This window comes from Pseudomonas sp. FP603 (genome assembly GCF_030687415.1).
GTDB classification, from domain to species: Bacteria; Pseudomonadota; Gammaproteobacteria; order Pseudomonadales; family Pseudomonadaceae; genus Aquipseudomonas; species Aquipseudomonas wuhanensis.
On the sequence record NZ_CP117431.1, the window covers coordinates 1,067,751 to 1,083,519 of the forward strand.

Here is a 15,769-nt window from a genome sequence, read left to right on the forward strand (position 1 = left end):
CTGTCGCCATTTTTCATAGGTGGAAAGACTATCGGTGAAGTCTATCGATCAACAGCGCGGGCGATCTTGAGCGAAGGGCGGTAGAATCACCACACTTTAGTTATCCACAAGTGGCCGACCTTTGCTTATCGAGTCCCGTCGCCGCGCTTATTTGACCGCCATGCAGGTGGTCAACTGGCTGCCGCGCACCGAATTGCCCTTTGCTGCGCCGTCGCGGCCCGAACTGCTGGAGATGCCCGAGCCAGTGGTCGTCGCCCCGGTTGCGCCGGCTCCCGTGGCCGAGGCACCGATGGAGCCCGTGGTCAAACCGGCCGAGCGGGTAAAAATCGAGGTGCCGCGGCCATCGTTGGCCAGCACCCGCACGAATGCCACGGTCGAAGCAGAGGAGGTCCCGGTCGCGGTCAAGCCGCCGGTCATTCCGCCACCGCGTTTCGCCCTGCAATTGCTGCGCGCGGGTCGTTGCCTGTTGCTGGTGGAGTTACCCACAGGCGAAAGCTTCCAGACCCGCGATCCGGCCTATCTGTTGCTCAAGGACATGCTGCGCGCCGCCGGTCTGCCAGACAGCCCGCAGATCGTCGGCGAGCCGGTGCGCTGGCCACTGCTGGCTCGCGGCACCATGGATCAAGGACCGGAAGCAGCTCGGGACTTCGTACAAGGTTTTCTGTCGGCCCGTCTGGAAGACGCACCCTGCGTCTGCCTGTGGCTGATCGGCTTGCCGGCGGTGCGTTTTGCCGGTGAGGCTAACGCCGAATCCTTCAACCGTGAACTTCAGGTCGAAGGCCTGGGTTCGGTCTGGGCCCTGCCGGGTCTGGAATTACTAATGGAAGAGCCACAGCGTAAGGCTGATGTCTGGCAAGCCATGCGTCGGCTGATGGCGCGCTGGAAAGAATCGAATGAGTGACGCTGTATCGTTCCGCCCGATGACCGAGGCGGACCTGGACACTGTACTGAAAATTGAATACGCGGCTTACAGCCACCCCTGGACCCGCGGGATTTTTCTCGATGGCCTGGGCAAATATCAGATCTGGCTGATGTTCGAGGGGCAGCAGCAGGTCGGTCATGGCGTGGTGCAGATCATTCTCGACGAGGCGCATTTGCTGAACATCACTGTCAAGCCGGAAAATCAGGGCCGAGGCCTGGGTTTGACGTTGCTGGAGCATTTGATGTCGATTGCCTACAAGGCAGAGGCGCGGGAATGTTTTCTGGAAGTGCGCGACAGCAACCGGGCAGCGTTTCGGTTGTATGAGCGGTATGGGTTCAATGAAATCGGACGTCGACGGGATTACTACCCGGCGGTGGGTGGGCGCGAAGATGCCGTGGTCATGGCTTGTACATTAGTGGATTGAGCCTTAAAAGCTTCGCGGGCAAGCCTCGCTCCTACGGGATTTGTGTCGAACACAAGATGTGAAGGACCCAGAACCTGAAGGAGCGAGGCTTGCCCGCGAAGGCATCCTCACTGACGAAAACGATCAACGTTTGCCATCCATTGGATCGCGCCGCGCCATCTCTTCTTCATCCAGCCCATTGCCCCCGCCGATGTCGTCTTCATCGACAATGCTCAAATCCCAATCCGCCTGGTCGCCGTCACCCTCTTCATGGGCGTCCCGTGCGCCGTCTTCACGGATCAAGGTTTCCGGGCTCATGTCATCGTCGGTGGATTCATGGTCATCGGTCGAGCCCCCGGTCATGCCGGCTTCACGGACGCGTTGGTCGGGGATCTTCTGCGTACGTTCGCGTTCGGGGATCAAGTCGCCGATTCTGGCGCTCGGCTCTTCCTCGTCGAAATTCAGCTCATGCACTGAGCCCATGCGGTCTTCGTTGTCGTCAATGGGCTCGGGTTGCGCCTCATCGAACGGACGTCGTGAATCAGTCATGGCATTCCCTCATACTGTAGGCCTTACTACAGTTGACCCACTGGGCTTGCGAGAATTCCACCGGCAGGGAGCACCGGATAGCCATTTAATGCATCAGGGCATCAGGAGGTATCTGCATCTCGCGCGTGACCCCGACACACGGTTGTCTGTCAAAGCAGCAAATCATTCTTGAGGTTTCATTGCATGAACGAATTACAAGATCTGATTGATAACAATGAGCGCTGGGCCGACGCGATCACCAAAGAAGATCCTGACTTCTTCGCCAAACTGGCCCGTCAGCAAACGCCGGAATTCCTGTGGATCGGTTGCTCCGATGCCCGCGTGCCGGCCAATGAAATCGTCGGCATGCTGCCGGGCGATCTGTTCGTGCACCGCAACGTGGCCAACGTTGTATTGCACACCGACCTCAACTGTTTGTCGGTGATCCAGTACGCGGTCGACGTACTCAAAGTCAAACACATCCTGGTCACCGGCCACTACGGTTGCGGGGGGGTACGCGCCTCGATGCAGGACCGTCAGTTGGGCCTGATTGACGGTTGGCTGCGCTCGATTCGCGATCTCTATTATGAAAAGCGCGACGAACTGGCCAAGTTGTCCACAGAAGAAGAGCGGGTCGACCGCCTCTGTGAACTCAACGTAATCCAGCAAGTGGCCAACGTCGGTCATACCAGCATTGTGCAAAACGCCTGGCACCGTGGGCAGAGCCTGTCGATCCATGGTTGCATCTATGGCATCAAGGATGGACGCTGGAAAAGCTTGAACGCCACCATCAGCGGTTTCGAACAGTTGCCGCCGCAGTACCGTTTGCGTCCGGTCGAGACGTTGTAAAAGCCTTTCAGCCGGGACTTCTTCGACGCCAGTGTTGAAAGAACTGTTCTCCATTGGCATTGGGCGACTCGTCATAGCCGGTGATCCAGCCACGGCAGCAAGGACAACCGCAGCGGCAGGCGAACTGCCGCTGCAGCTTGTCTTCTGTCGTGGCGAAATCCATCGTCAGTCGATCACCCTTTTTGATGTCTTTGAGCGCCCATAACCACAGCTCGCTCATGTCGAGAAAGACGTTGGGGTCGCAGGAGTGGCTCAGCAGACCACAGAAGCGCGGATCGTAGACGTGGATGCCTGGTGCCAGCTGCCGGGTGTGTCGGCAGCGATAGGGCAACAGATGTCCGGAAACCCTGCAGAGTCGGCTGATGCGGGGGAACTCGCGCAGCGCCGTGACAGCTGTTGCCGATCCTTGCGCGTTGTAGATGATTTCAAAGTCGTCTTGGGAGGGGAATCCAAGGCGAAGGGGCAACTCTACAAATGGATAGATGCCATTGGATGAGGGTGGGGTTATTCCTTGTTCGGCATGGGCTCTCATAACAATCCTTGTCAGCTGGGTGCTACGACCTCCATCAGCTGACTTCCTGTCAGCTCTGCAGCACATGGGTACGCCCCAAGCCTCTCGTAAATAAAACAACCGGTCTACTGTCAGATATGACAGGCGAAGAAAGCTCTTCCCCGCGTCAGCCATGGCTCACGCGGGGAAGGCTTTCATCGTTTACAGGTGCGGGGCAGGTGCGGAGGTCGCAAGAGACGGACTCTTTAGCTGTTTCAGCTGAGATTTGACCGTCGTTGTTGCGCATTTGGCCACGGCCTGTTCGGGCGTCAGGTTGCGGATCGAGGTGTAGAACAGCTCGCAGGTTTTTTCTTTTTGGGTCACTTGCCAGGTCTGAGTACAGCTTTTCAGCTGAACGGTAGGGTCAGTACCCGGTTTGCTGCCCATTCCCGCCTGCCAGCACGCGGCGCTCAAATCCTGCCCCATGACTTTCAGCCCAGCGGCATCGGCCTTGGCTTGGGCATCGCTGCCGCTGTAGGCCTCGGGATCGGCGGCGTACCAGATGTAGCTCGGGTGATTGGAGCCCAATACCGGAACCTTCACACCCTCGCTCGGGCTGATGGTTGCCAGGCCCAGCACGTCCACAGTCGGCCCGTATTGTTGCTTGATCCAGTTACGCACCGGTGCGCCGAAGGCAACCATTGGCAATGCAGCGCCGCTGGCGTTCTGGCTGACTTCCTTGACCATGGTGGTCTGGTAATCCTTGAAGTAGTCATAGACGCCTTCCAGGTCCTTGCCGGCGCTGGACGGCGCGGCAATCGGTGCGATGTCGATGATGGTCTGATAGCCCGGTGTCTGGTCGACAGGGATGCCGTTGGCGGTCAGCAGCGTGGCCCAACGGTCGGTGGTCTTGGACTCCAGATAGTCTTGGGCCTGGGTCAGCGAGTAATCCGGCGGGAAGTGCAGCAACTCGACGCTTTTGCGGTTTTCCAGCGCCATGCCCAGTGGCAGGAACAGGTACCAGTTATAAGTCCATTTACCATCGGCACTCAGCTTGTTGGCACCGTTGTAAGCCAAATCCCCAGCCTTGAGCAATGCGGTCAATGGCTTGTCATAGCCTTTGGGCACACCGCTGATATTGGCGTAGAGCTGCTCATTGTCGGTTTTGACCACTACTTTTGCGGTTTTGTAACCATCGCGTTGCACGCTTTGGGTCAGGTAGTGCTCGACTGTCTGTTCCAGCGTCCAGTTGCGATAGCAGATGACGTTGCAGTTGTTGGGGTAGGCGAACAGCCGGGTGACTCGTTCGGTACTGCCCAGATTCAGATCGACATCGGCGTGAGCGGCGGCACTCAGGGTGAGGGCTGCGAGGGTGAGTCCTGTGAGTTTTAACATGCTCAGATCCTTTTCAGCGTGGTCCCGATGATGGGGTGCATGCCATATTGGATCAGCGGCGTTACATATAAAAGCGGGTTCTCATGGTTTTTTCACAGGACTGCCCCGGTCTATTTGGGCCTTTCGACGCGAGAGTCCGGCCCCAAGTAAATATCCGGAGCCGGGTAAATATTAAGTATTACAACAGATGCAATGCCAGATGGCTGCCCGCGCGCAGGTATTCAATTTGCGCAACAACCGCATCCTTGACGATGGCTTCGCCTGTATCGGTCAACTTGGCTTTTTTGGCATCGATGATGGACGTTTGCATTAGCTGCATGACCACATCCATTGCTTTCTGGAACGCTGTCAGATTGTTGTGCAGGCCAAACTCGCGAACGACAGCGTCCATGCGGCGATCAGCATCATCACGCAACTTCTTATATTCAACGACTGAAACTCTACCGTCCTGGTAAATCTCATTGATCATTTCTTCCAGCGTTTTCGATACTAAAGACATCTGACGTGTTCATCCTTGGTTAACTTTGAGAAAGTAGGTTGTGAGACGCCGAAGTTTAACCCGCTGATTTATATATTTGAGATAGGAACTGACTGGGTTTGACGTCGGACGCAATCGAGTCTGCATGTAGGATAAATCTTGATCATTGCCCGTCCGGGCCGTAGCAACAGTAAATCAGTCGGTCCGTTGCGGTGATGCTGTGTGTGCGTGAAGTGCCTGGCGACATTTCTGGCACAGACGTTCACCTCGACGGAAATCCTTGATTACGCTTGGCCTGCTGCTGCCGTTGGGCATCAGCAGCGGCGTATTTCGGCGCGCGAGTACCGCGAATTGGGCGCTGTTCGGTAGCCGGCGCGGTATAAAGGTGTTCATGTTGCCACTATTTTTGTAGGACAACCCCGAAACACTCTTCAGAAAATATCCCCAAGGCCGATGGCTAGGCTGTATGCCGCTTTTTATCCCTGTCCATCGGTGCTTTCCATGTTCAACAAACGCTTGAAGCAGGAGCTGTCGGCTCTTCGCGAAGAACTCTCCAGCCTTCAGCAAGTCAAGGAGAGCCTGGACAGCGAGATGCTGGCCCTGACCCTTGATTCCGATGGCAGGATTCAATCGGCCAACCAGAATTTCATGGGTGAGATGCTCTATAAGGGTAACGATCTGGTCGGCCGGCACATCGAAGACATCGTCCCGGTTCATGTGAAGTCGGACGAATTCCACCGCCGCTTCAAGACTGCGTTGACCCGTGGTGAGCACTTTGCCGGCACGGTTCGTTTACTGCGGGGCAACGGTGCCGAAGCCTGGTTGCGGTCAATCGTGCAACCGGTGCGGTCCGCGGATGGCCGGATCAAACACTTCTCGATTTACTCCAGCGACCTGACCCGCACCATCGAGGCGTCTCGTGAGCATGAGAACCTGATCGGCGCACTAGTGCGCTCGACCGCCGTCATCGAGTTCGACCTCAATGGCAACGTGCTGACAGCCAACGAGCGGTTTCTCAGCGGTATGGGTTACAGTCTGGCGCAGGTCCAGGGCAAACATCACCGCACCTTCTGCGAACCAGAGGAATATAACAGCGCCGAGTATCAGAACTTCTGGCGCCGCCTGAACGCCGGCGAGTTTGTGGCCGATCGTTTCAAGCGTATCGATAGCCACGGTCGCGTGGTCTGGCTGGAGGCTTCCTACAACCCGGTGGTCGACGCCAACAACAAACTCTACAAAGTGGTGAAATTCGCCACGGTGATTACCGATCAGGTCAATCAGGAGCAGGCCGTGGCCGAAGCGGCCAACATCGCCTATAGCACCTCGTTGCAAACCGATAACAGTGCCCAGCGCGGTACCACTGTGGTGACTCAAGCGGTGGACGTCATGCGTGACTTGGCCAAACACATGCAAACCGCCGGCGAAGGTATCGAAGCGCTGAGCGAGCAATCATTGGTGATCGGCACCATCGTCAAAACCATCAGTGGCATCGCCGAACAGACCAACCTGCTGGCGCTCAACGCGGCCATCGAAGCGGCACGAGCGGGTGAACAAGGTCGAGGTTTTGCCGTGGTGGCTGACGAAGTCCGGCAACTGGCCTCGCGCACCAGCCAGGCGACCGATGAAATTGTCGGCGTCGTCCGCCAGAACCAGGACATGGCGCGCAACGCCGTGGCCCTGATGACCGATGGCAAACTCCAGGCCGAACAGGGGCTGGCGTTGGCGGCGGAGGCGGGTACGGTGATCGTCGAAATCCAGGACGGTGCGCAGAAAGTGGTGAACGCGGTTGGGCAGTTTGCCAACCAGTTATCGAATTGATGCTATCTGTCCGGTGTGAATAGCTCTAAAAAGATCGGGCCTGCTTTTGCGGCTTGATCAGACATAAAAAAGGCTTACCTCCCGGTAAGCCTTTTCTTATTCCTGCGTACGACTCAATCCCCCAACGCTTCCCCCTCGCGCCGTGGGTCGGCTCCGCCGGCCAGCGCCGCTTTCCCCTGTGCATCCTTGACCCGAACAATCGCCTGAGTCCCGCTGGTCATGTCGATCTCGTTCACGCTGTGCCCTTTGACCTTCAGGGCCTGAATCAACTCTGTGCTGAACTGCCCCTGTTCCAGTTCGGTCGGGCCATTGCGGCTGCCGAAGTTGGGCAGGCTGATGGCCGCTTGCGGGTCGAGGTTCCAGTCGAGCAAGCCGATGGTGGATTTGGCCACGTATTCGATGATCTGCGAGCCGCCAGGGGAGCCGACGGTGGCCAGGAACTCGCCGTTCTGACGGTCGAAGATCAGCGTTGGCGCCATGGACGAGCGGGGGCGTTTACCCGGTTCGACGCGGTTGGCGACTTTTTGCCCGTTCTCTTCGGGAATGAACGAGAAGTCGGTCATCTGGTTGTTGAGTAGAAAACCCTGGACCATCAGGTGCGAGCCAAACGCTGCTTCCACGGTGGTGGTCATGGATACGGCGCCGCCTTCGTCATCGACCGCCACCACTTGCGAGGTCGAGATGCGTAGCGGCGAGCGGTCCGGCGCGTAGGCAACCTGAATACCTGGCGGGGTGCCGGGTTTGGCCTGACCCATGCTGCGTTCGCCAATCAAGGAGGCGCGGCTGGCCAGATAAGTCGGGTCGATCAGACCTTTTACCGGTACGGGTACGAAGTCGGAGTCGGCGACATACTGCGCTCGGTCGGCGTAAGCCAGGCGCTCGGCTTCGGCGATCAGGTGCACGGCTTCAGATGACGGCTCGATGCCCGCCGGCTTGCTGGTCTTGATCGGTTTGAGTGGTGCCAGGGCAAAACGCGGGTCGCGGGTTTCCAGTGCCTGCAAGGTGCCGAGAATTTGCGCCACGGCAATTCCGCCCGACGACGGTGGCGGCATGCCGCAGACTTGCCAGCGCTTGTAGTCGGTGCACAGCGGCGCGCGTTCCTTGGCCTTGTAGCCTTGGAGGTCGTTCAGCGACAGGCTGCCGGGGTTGGCGTGGCCCTGCACCTTGGCGACGATCTCTTTTGCGATCGACCCTTCATACAGCGCATTGGGGCCTTCCTTGGCGATGCGCTTGAACACCGCGGCGAGTGCCGGGTTTTTCAGCGGTGTGCCGATAGCTTTCGGGCTGCCATCGGTATTCAGGAAGTAGGCGGCCATGTCCGGCGAGCGCTGTATTAACGCGTCTGCGGTGATCAACTGATGCAGTCGTGGCGAAATGGCGAAGCCCTGTTCCGCGAGTTTGATGGCGGGCTCGAACAACTTCGCCCATGGCAGGCGACCGTGCTGTTGATGGGCCAGCTCCAGTGCCCGCAATACACCCGGCGTCCCCACCGAGCGTCCGCCGATCTGTGCTTGGGTGAACGGCATCGGTTTACCGTCAGCTTGCAGGAACAGTTTCTCGGTGGCACCGGCCGGAGCGGTTTCGCGACCGTCGTAGGTGCGCACAGCCTTGCCATCCCACAGCACGATCAACGCGCCACCGCCAATACCCGACGATTGCGGTTCGACCAGCGTCAACACCGCTTGCATGGCAATGGCCGCATCAATCGCCGAGCCGCCCTCACGCAGCATTTCCCGCCCGGCTTCGGCTGCCAGCGGGTTGGCAGCTGCGGCCATGTGTTTCGAGGCGTGCCGGGTCTGCAGGTCGGTGCGATAACCGGAGGCGATTTCCGGCGCGACCGGCAGAGTAGAGACTGACGGCGAAGAGGGCAGGGTATTACACGCGGCGAGGGTTAAAGCGGTGGCGATCAGCGAAAAAGCTGACAGGCGATAGCGACTCAAGTGGAAGGCTGAGAACACGCGGGGCACTCCGTCCATGGGATAAAAGGTCCGGGGACTTTATCGACCGAGGGGGGTGGTACGCAAATCAGGGTTTCCCGTAACTTTTCTCGAGGCATAAAAAAACGGCCTACCTTTCGGTAAGCCGTTTTTAGTACTTGGTGGCTACACAGGGACTTGAACCCCGGACCCCAGCATTATGAATGCTATGCTCTAACCAACTGAGCTATGTAGCCAAGTGGCGCGCATTATTCACCTGTAATGGAAATGCGTCAAGCGTAAATCTAAAATATTTCTCCACACTTTCAACCGCTTATCCCGCCGAGCCGAAAAAACCGGTCAGGGGCGGGCGTCAACTGAGCTGAAATCTCCCGGTATTCGCACTCAAGGCCTTGCTGCCCTGGCTCAAGGTGTCCGCGGCGAGGTTCACCGCCCGCGCGCCTTCGAGCAAGCGTACCGCCGCCTGATCGACTTGCTGGATGTTGCCGCTGACTTCATCGGCGGTGCTCGCTTGCTCTTCGACAGCGGTAGCGATCTGCGCCAGGGTGTCGGTGACGCTCTGCACTGCGCTGGCGATTTCCCCCAGTCGCTCGCCGAGACCGGTGACGGCTTGCGCATCCGATTGTGCCTGGCCGCAGGCGGCTTCCATCAGGCTTACCGCTTCGTTGACGGTGCTGCGCAGGCTGTCGACGGTACCGGCAATTTGCGCGGTGGAGGACTGGGTGCGTTGCGACAGGCTGCGCACTTCATCGGCCACCACCGCAAAACCACGACCTTGCTCGCCGGCCCGTGCGGCCTCGATGGCGGCGTTGAGGGCCAGCAGGTTGGTCTGCTCGGCGACGCCGCGAATGGTATCGACCACCAATTGAATTTGCTGGCCTTGCTCGCTGACCCGCCCCAGTGCCGCCGCGGTGTCGTTCAAGCGCTGATTGAGCTGCTGAATACTCGCTGTCGTGCGTTGACTGTCGCGGCTGCTGTCGGCGGCGATGCGCTGGGTGTGCTGAGCGCTGCCGGAAGCCTGTTCGCAACTCTGGGCGACCCCCTTGAGAGGTCGCGGCCAATTGCGTGGCTGCAGCGGCGATCTGACTGATCTGCAACTGCTGAGCCTCGACTTCGCCCAGAGCGCCGCTGGAGTGATCGTTGAGGGTGCGCACCGCGTTACTCAGTTGCAGGGTTTCGTGATCGACCCCCAGCAGGCTGTTGCGCAGTTGCACCACCGCGACATTCAGGGCAGTGCTGATGGCCGCCAGTTCGTCGCGCCCCTGCACCGGTACTTGCAGGCTCAGGTTGCCATCACGCAACGCTTCGGCCAGTAGCGTGATGCCGCTCGCGCTGCGACGGATCGAGGCCTGCAAACAGGTGAACAGGTACAACGCGGCCAGTAGCAGGCAACCAAAAACTGTCGCCACCAGGATGAATTGGCGGATGGCCGAGCCGTGGTAATAATCCAACCGTTGATCCAGAGAAACCAACGATTGCTGACGCAATGAGGCGAGGTCGCCGAGGAGGGCGTCGAGGCTGCGTTCGAAGTCTTCCGGCTTGAGGTTGATGCTGCCGCCGAAGACGCCCTCGTCCAGCACTTTCAAACCGGCGTCCAGATGCTTGAGGCTGTCGTGGTATTGCCCGGCCCAGGTTTGCAAGGCGCTGGGCAGGCGCGCTTCCAGCAGGCTGGCGGTTTTCACCAGCTGTTCCCGGGCATCGCCGATGCGGCTGCGCAAGTCCCGCAGTTGCAGGCGGCTTTGCAGGGTGAACTGCCCGGACACCACCGACGCCTGACCAACCGCGGCGAGGCGCCCGACCCGTTCGATCAGGTCCGGTGCGTGTTGAGTGGAGATCTGCGTCAGCAGATATGTTTCCAGCCATGGCGCCAGGGTCAGGCGATTGTCCATGGCGATTTGTTCGCGCAGGGCTTGCAGGGCGCTCAAGGCATTAGTGAAGCGATCGTAACCGTCCGGCCACCAACCGATGCTGCTCAGGCTTTTCGAGTCCAGGCCGGTGAGAGCCGTTTGCAGGGCTTGATAGCGGGTGAGGGTTTGGCCCTCGGCACCTTCGGTTTTCAGGGCATTGCCCAGGTCCATAGTGGCTTGGGCGACGGCTGGCTGAACCGCGTCGAACGCTGCCATCGCCGCGATGGTTGCGGGTGTCGGCTGGCGATTGGTTTCGGTGGCGCGCCAACGAGCAGCGCGGTCACGCTGGGCGGCGAGCAGGTTGTCGAGCGCGTCGAGGGCGAGCAATTGACGAACCCCGGCGCGCTCGCCGGAGATCAGGCTCAACTTGTCACGATAGTCCTGACCGATCATCCACAGACTGCCCGCCAGTGGCAGGATAAACAGCAGAAACAGCAGCTGAAATTTGCGCGCGAAGCCGAATCGCCCCAGCAGCCCGATCCCCGGTGATAAAAAAGCCTGCATGCCCCATGACTCCTCTGGACACCACGCATCATTAGCGTGCGTCGAGGTCATTGCGACCGCGACTTGTGCCCTTCTAAAAGGCCTCGAAAGTTCACCTTGGTCCGCTCTGTAGGCCGACTCTGTAGCGAAACTTCCCATTCTCGGTTCCCTTTGTAAGGGGCCGCGTTGAAGCGGATAAACAAGGCAAGATTCAGACCATGGCGTTGAGCTATCACCTTCTTTTTTTGAGGTCGTTAGCAGGCTAAGGGGATGGCGCTACTGCACCGAAAAATGGCACATTGACCGGCCTGCCAGCGCGCACCCATCCGCAGTACGGAAACTCTCATGGCTATCAGCAATGCTCAGACCGCCGCCACGTCGGCGCCCGCCACTTCACAAAGCAGTCCGTTGGTCATGCGCATCATCGGCGCGGTGGCGCTGGCGCATTTGATCAACGATCTGATTCAGGCGGTATTGCCGTCGATCTATCCGATGCTCAAGGCCAGCTACGGCCTGAGCTTCACCCAGATCGGTCTGATCACCCTGACCTTTCAACTGACGGCCTCGCTGTTGCAGCCATGGGTCGGTTACCACACGGATCGTCATCCCAAACCCTGGCTGTTGCCGGCCGGTACCGTGTGCACATTGATCGGCATTCTGATGATGTCCGTGGTCGGTAGCTTCCCGATGATTCTGCTGGCGGCGGGGTTGATCGGTGTCGGTTCATCGACCTTTCACCCGGAAGCTTCTCGTGTGGCGCGATTGGCTTCGGGTGGGCGTTTCGGCTTGGCGCAGTCGACGTTTCAGGTCGGTGGTAATGCGGGCTCGGCCTTCGGGCCGTTGCTGGCGGCGGCGATCATCATTCCCTACGGTCAGGGTAATGTGGCCTGGTTTGGACTGTTTGCGCTGTTTGCGTTGTTCGTGCTGTACCGGATCAGCCGCTGGTACGCCAATCACTTGAACCTGTTCAAACTCAAACAAGGTCAGGCAGCGACTCACGGCTTATCGAAAGGCCGGGTAATCAGTGCCTTGGTGGTGCTCGGGTTGCTGGTGTTCTCCAAGTACTTCTACATGGCCAGTCTTACCAGTTACTTCACGTTCTACCTAATCGAGAAATTCGACCTGTCGGTGGCCAGCTCGCAATTGCATCTGTTCCTGTTTCTCGGTGCGGTAGCGGCAGGGACCTTCTTCGGCGGGCCGATCGGCGACAAGATCGGGCGCAAGGCGGTGATCTGGTTTTCGATCCTTGGTGTGGCGCCGTTCACACTGCTGCTGCCTCATGTGGACCTGTTCTGGACCAGCGTGTTGAGCGTGGTGATCGGTTTCATTCTCGCCTCGGCGTTCTCGGCGATCGTGGTATATGCCCAGGAACTGGTGCCGGGTAACGTCGGGATGATTGCAGGGGTGTTCTTCGGCCTGATGTTTGGCTTTGGCGGGATTGGTGCGGCGCTACTCGGGCATCTGGCGGATATTCACGGCATTGAGTACGTGTACTTCCTGTGTTCGTTCTTGCCGTTGCTGGGGGTGTTGGCGATCTTCCTGCCCAGAACCAAAAAAGCCTGAACCAACCGATGTGGGAGCCTCTGTGGCGAGGGGGCTCCCACGATGGCAGCTCAAAAAATCCGCAACGGCAAATTCGCCACCAGGCGGAACTCGTCGTAGCTACCATCAATCTGCCCGCCCGTGGCGCGATGGTTGTAGACGATGGTGCGAAACACCGCATTCTTCAGCGCGCCGGATTGCACCACGTACGCCACCATTAAACCGTTTTCATCGTGCTTGGCATTGTCCAGGCCCCGCACATTGTAACCGGTATTGCGCCCGTTACGGTCGCCGCTGTAATGGGTGCCGTCGATGTCCCAGCCCTTGGCGTGCCACAGGCTGGTAGTCAGGCCCGGGACTCCAAAGGACGCCAGGTCCAGGTCGTAGCGCAGTTGCCAGGACTTCTCGTTCGGGCCGTTGTAGTCCGAGTACAACGAGTTGGCCATGTAATTGCCCGTGGACTCCCAGACGTAATCGAAATACTCGTCGCCGAACACCTGCTGCCAGGCCAGGGTCAGGCTGTGGGCCAGATGCGATGCGGTGAATGCCAGGCTGAAGGCGTCGTTGTCGATATAGCCCAGGCGCTGCTCGCCCTGATCCTCGGTGTGGTAGTAATTCAGTGCGGTCTTGAGCGCGATTTGACGCCGATCCCCGATCAACTGGGTCAACCCCAGATAGGTCTGCTGCCACATGTCCTCGAAGCGTGAAGCGTAGAGGCTGACGTCCAGGCCGTATGGGCTCTTGGCCAGCCCGCCGAGGTAGGAAATACGCGACCCCGAATACGCCCGGTTGCCGAAGGTGGTGGTGAGTTTCTCGCTGCCGGTACCGGTGCGTGGAATCGCCCGTTCGAAGCTGCCCGCCTGCAATGACAGCCAATCGAGTTCGTTGCTGAACAGGCCCACGCCCTGAAAGCTCGAGGGCAGGGCGCGATTGTCCTTGTAGCGCAGCATCGGGTTGTCGGTGAGCAAGCGACCAGCCTTGATTTCAGTGCTGGAAAAACGCAGCCGCAGATCACCCACCCCCAAGCGGCTCCAGGTCGGTACAGCATCGCCGTCGCTGTCCACCAGCACCCGATCGCCACCATTGGCGACGCGCCCATGTCCGCGCTCCAGGTTGATCGCGCTGAACAATGAGGCGTCTAGCCCGAAGCCGATCGGCCCTTGGGTATACCCGGAGCTGTAGTTGAGCATTGCGGTCTGCACCCAGGTTTCGCGAATGCGGGTCCGCTCCAGGCCATCGGCTTTCTTGATAACCAGATAGGTAGAACGTCGGGTGTGCTGGTTGGCATAGTAATGGCGCAAGTTCAGCCCCAAATGGCTGCCGTCGATAAAACCCGGGGCCTCGGCTTGCGTGGCCAGCGTTTCGGCCGCGGTGGCAATCAAAGGGCTGCCGATGGCGCTGCCGGCCATCAGAAGTACACGAAAATCCATTTCGATAAGTCTCTGGAGGAAAAAAGCAGGCGCACGTCACTAATGCTGTCGTTGAAGAAATTTGAGCGACAAAAATCCTGTGGGAGCGAGGTTTGCCCGCGAAGAGTGCACCGCGGTTTTTCAGCGATTACGCGTTATCGTTCTTCGCGGGCAGTCACGCTCCCACAGGGCGACAAAACACTTCAGCGAGGCGGCGGGCTGGGCCAGTGCCGAATCGTGCCGCGCCAGTTCTCATAGGTTTTGCCGAGCTGAAGCAACCACTGATCAGCGAAACGCGGGGCAATCATCTGCAGGCCGATTGGCATGCCTTGGTCGGTAAAGCCACAATTGATCGACAGCGCCGGCTGCTCGCCCATGTTCCATGGCACGGTGAAAACAATGTGCTCGAACGGCCGCCGCGGGTCATTGGTGGGCGAAGCCCATTCAGCCGCAAAGGCACTGACCTGGTTGGTCGGCGACAACACCAGGTCGACATCTTGAAAGACTTCGGCTGCCCGGCGGCGGATTTCGAACGTCTGGTTGAACCCCTCGACTGCCTGCACGGCGGTCAGATGTTCGGCCGCCGCCGCCCAGTCGCGTATGTAGGGCAAGACCTGATCCAGCCGCTCGGGGCTCAGGGCTTGCAACTGACTCCACTGTCGCGCCTGCCAGAAATGATCCAGGCCCTGGAGCACGGCGCGATCCATCAGTGGCTGGATATGACGTACCTGAGCTCCTTGGCTTTCAAATAGGCGAGCCGCTTCCCGGACCGCCGAGCACACCTGTTCGTCCGGTTGAATGCCACAACCGGGGTCGAGCATCAGGCCGATTTTCAGCCCTTGGACCGACAGCCGTCCCAGTGCCCAATCGCCTTGTTCCGGTGGCAGGCTGGTGGCATCCCGCGCATCGGGGCGGGACAGGTAGCGCATCATCAGTGCGCAGTCGTCCATGTTGCGGGTCATGGGCCCGGCGCAACGGCCGGTGTAATACGGATCGATGGGAATGCGCCCGAGTGTCGGCTTGAACCCCACCAACGCGCACCAGGCTGCGGGCAAACGGACAGAACCGCCGATGTCGGTGCCGACATGCAGTGGGCCATAGCCGGCCGCTGCCGCCGCCGCCGCGCCGGCACTGGAGCCACCGGGATTGTTCGCCAGGTTCCAGGGATTGCGTGTCACACCGTGGAAACTCGACAGCCCCGACGACAACATGCCGTAGTCCGGCACCGTAGTCTTGCCCAGGACAATCGCCCCGGCCTCACGCATCCGCGCCGCCGGTGGCGCGTCGACGGTGGCCGGGGTCGATTCGGTAGCGGCGCAACCCAGGGGAATGCAGTCGCCTTGCGTCGCGATCAACTCCTTGAGCGTCACGGGCAAACCATCGAGCATTGCGCGGGGCTGGCCCCGGCTCCAGCGCTCGCTGGCGGCGGCCGCCTGTTCCCGGATCCGTTGCGGGTCAAAGGCGTACAGCGCGTTGATATGGGGTTCCCAGCGCTCGATGTGGGCCAGCAAATGGTCGTAATACTCCAGCGGCGACAGCTCCTTGCTGGCGAACAACACCAACAGTTGCACCGCCGAAAGATCATGCAAATCGTTGACGCAGCTCATG

The 15,769-nt window shown here is 59.4% G+C and carries 11 protein-coding genes, 1 tRNA gene and 3 pseudogenes; 6 read left to right on the plus strand and 9 right to left on the minus strand.

Annotated elements, in window-relative coordinates; genetic code table 11:
* The first annotated feature begins 160 nt into the window (after nucleotides 1-160).
* Nucleotides 161-901 carry an energy transducer TonB gene (locus PSH65_RS05025; RefSeq protein WP_305426941.1) on the plus strand — a complete coding sequence of 247 codons (741 nt, stop codon included), beginning with the start codon at nucleotides 161-163 and terminating at the stop codon, nucleotides 899-901.
* Nucleotides 894-1,346: a ribosomal protein S18-alanine N-acetyltransferase gene (gene rimI, locus PSH65_RS05030; RefSeq protein WP_007896888.1), complete on the plus strand. Its 453-nt coding sequence runs from the start codon at nucleotides 894-896 to the stop codon at nucleotides 1,344-1,346. Before PSH65_RS05025 ends, rimI begins: the two co-directional genes overlap by 8 nt.
* Before the next feature lie 123 nt (nucleotides 1,347-1,469).
* Here the strand turns inward: rimI and PSH65_RS05035 are convergent, their stop codons facing one another.
* Nucleotides 1,470-1,874: a serine kinase/phosphatase gene (locus PSH65_RS05035; protein ID WP_305425178.1), complete on the minus strand. Its 405-nt coding sequence runs from the start codon at nucleotides 1,872-1,874 to the stop codon at nucleotides 1,470-1,472.
* 183 nt (nucleotides 1,875-2,057) lie between these two features.
* On the opposite strand from PSH65_RS05035, the gene can reads away from it, so the two are divergent.
* Entirely contained in the window at nucleotides 2,058-2,702 is a 645-nt protein-coding gene (can, locus tag PSH65_RS05040; RefSeq protein ID WP_258617122.1) for a carbonate dehydratase, read from the plus strand.
* A gap of 7 nt (nucleotides 2,703-2,709) precedes the next feature.
* Here can and PSH65_RS05045 read toward each other — a convergent pair whose 3' ends face one another.
* From PSH65_RS05045 to PSH65_RS05055, 3 genes are all read right to left on the minus strand, one after another.
* Nucleotides 2,710-3,234, minus strand: coding sequence for an SET domain-containing protein (locus PSH65_RS05045; protein WP_305425179.1), 525 nt, complete (start codon nucleotides 3,232-3,234; stop codon nucleotides 2,710-2,712).
* 180 nt (nucleotides 3,235-3,414) lie between these two features.
* Nucleotides 3,415-4,587, minus strand: coding sequence for a hypothetical protein (locus tag PSH65_RS05050; RefSeq protein WP_305425180.1), 1,173 nt, complete (start codon nucleotides 4,585-4,587; stop codon nucleotides 3,415-3,417).
* Between the two features lie 178 nt (nucleotides 4,588-4,765).
* Complete coding sequence (locus PSH65_RS05055) at nucleotides 4,766-5,086, minus strand: hypothetical protein (protein WP_305425182.1); 321 nt, start codon at nucleotides 5,084-5,086, stop codon at nucleotides 4,766-4,768.
* A 570-nt stretch (nucleotides 5,087-5,656) separates the two neighbouring features.
* On the opposite strand from PSH65_RS05055, the pseudogene PSH65_RS31735 reads away from it, so the two are divergent.
* Both PSH65_RS31735 and PSH65_RS31740 read left to right on the plus strand, forming a co-directional pair.
* Nucleotides 5,657-6,343 (plus strand): annotated as a pseudogene (locus PSH65_RS31735) (PAS domain-containing protein); the annotation flags it as partial.
* Between the two features lie 108 nt (nucleotides 6,344-6,451).
* Nucleotides 6,452-6,883: pseudogene (locus PSH65_RS31740) on the plus strand (methyl-accepting chemotaxis protein); the annotation flags it as partial.
* A gap of 113 nt (nucleotides 6,884-6,996) precedes the next feature.
* Here PSH65_RS31740 and ggt read toward each other — a convergent pair.
* The 3 genes and pseudogenes from ggt to PSH65_RS05075 all read right to left on the minus strand — a co-directional run bounded on the left by ggt (nucleotide 6,997) and on the right by PSH65_RS05075 (nucleotide 11,231).
* On the minus strand, nucleotides 6,997-8,841 hold the full coding sequence (ggt, locus tag PSH65_RS05065; RefSeq protein WP_305425185.1) for a gamma-glutamyltransferase: 1,845 nt from the start codon (nucleotides 8,839-8,841) through the stop codon (nucleotides 6,997-6,999).
* A gap of 138 nt (nucleotides 8,842-8,979) precedes the next feature.
* Nucleotides 8,980-9,056 (minus strand) — tRNA-Met (locus tag PSH65_RS05070).
* Between the two features lie 116 nt (nucleotides 9,057-9,172).
* Nucleotides 9,173-11,231, minus strand: a pseudogene (locus tag PSH65_RS05075) (methyl-accepting chemotaxis protein).
* A 324-nt stretch (nucleotides 11,232-11,555) separates the two neighbouring features.
* On the opposite strand from PSH65_RS05075, the gene PSH65_RS05080 reads away from it, so the two are divergent.
* Nucleotides 11,556-12,773 carry an MFS transporter gene (locus PSH65_RS05080; protein WP_305425186.1) on the plus strand — a complete coding sequence of 406 codons (1,218 nt, stop codon included), beginning with the start codon at nucleotides 11,556-11,558 and terminating at the stop codon, nucleotides 12,771-12,773.
* Nucleotides 12,774-12,823: 50 nt separating this feature from the next.
* On the opposite strand, the gene PSH65_RS05085 is transcribed toward PSH65_RS05080, so the two are convergent.
* Together PSH65_RS05085 and PSH65_RS05090 are read right to left on the minus strand one after the other, a co-directional pair.
* Nucleotides 12,824-14,161 carry an OprD family outer membrane porin gene (locus PSH65_RS05085; RefSeq protein ID WP_305426942.1) on the minus strand — a complete coding sequence of 446 codons (1,338 nt, stop codon included), beginning with the start codon at nucleotides 14,159-14,161 and terminating at the stop codon, nucleotides 12,824-12,826.
* A gap of 203 nt (nucleotides 14,162-14,364) precedes the next feature.
* Nucleotides 14,365-15,768: an amidase gene (locus PSH65_RS05090; protein ID WP_305425187.1), complete on the minus strand. Its 1,404-nt coding sequence runs from the start codon at nucleotides 15,766-15,768 to the stop codon at nucleotides 14,365-14,367.
* Nucleotide 15,769: the final 1 nt, after the last annotated feature.

What these genes read in the sequence shown, in the direction of transcription:
- PSH65_RS05050 (WP_305425180.1), bottom strand. Translation starts at nt 4,587, where the DNA reads ATGTTAAAACTCACAGGACTCACCCTCGCAGCCCTCACCCTGAGTGCC.
- rimI (WP_007896888.1), top strand. Translation starts at nt 894, where the DNA reads ATGAGTGACGCTGTATCGTTCCGCCCGATGACCGAGGCGGACCTGGAC.
- PSH65_RS05080 (WP_305425186.1), top strand. Translation starts at nt 11,556, where the DNA reads ATGGCTATCAGCAATGCTCAGACCGCCGCCACGTCGGCGCCCGCCACT.
- PSH65_RS05025 (WP_305426941.1), top strand. Translation starts at nt 161, where the DNA reads ATGCAGGTGGTCAACTGGCTGCCGCGCACCGAATTGCCCTTTGCTGCG.
- PSH65_RS05085 (WP_305426942.1), bottom strand. Translation starts at nt 14,161, where the DNA reads ATGGCCGGCAGCGCCATCGGCAGCCCTTTGATTGCCACCGCGGCCGAA.
- PSH65_RS05035 (WP_305425178.1), bottom strand. Translation starts at nt 1,874, where the DNA reads ATGACTGATTCACGACGTCCGTTCGATGAGGCGCAACCCGAGCCCATT.
- can (WP_258617122.1), top strand. Translation starts at nt 2,058, where the DNA reads ATGAACGAATTACAAGATCTGATTGATAACAATGAGCGCTGGGCCGAC.
- PSH65_RS05055 (WP_305425182.1), bottom strand. Translation starts at nt 5,086, where the DNA reads ATGTCTTTAGTATCGAAAACGCTGGAAGAAATGATCAATGAGATTTAC.
- PSH65_RS05045 (WP_305425179.1), bottom strand. Translation starts at nt 3,234, where the DNA reads ATGAGAGCCCATGCCGAACAAGGAATAACCCCACCCTCATCCAATGGC.
- PSH65_RS05090 (WP_305425187.1), bottom strand. Translation starts at nt 15,768, where the DNA reads ATGAGCTGCGTCAACGATTTGCATGATCTTTCGGCGGTGCAACTGTTG.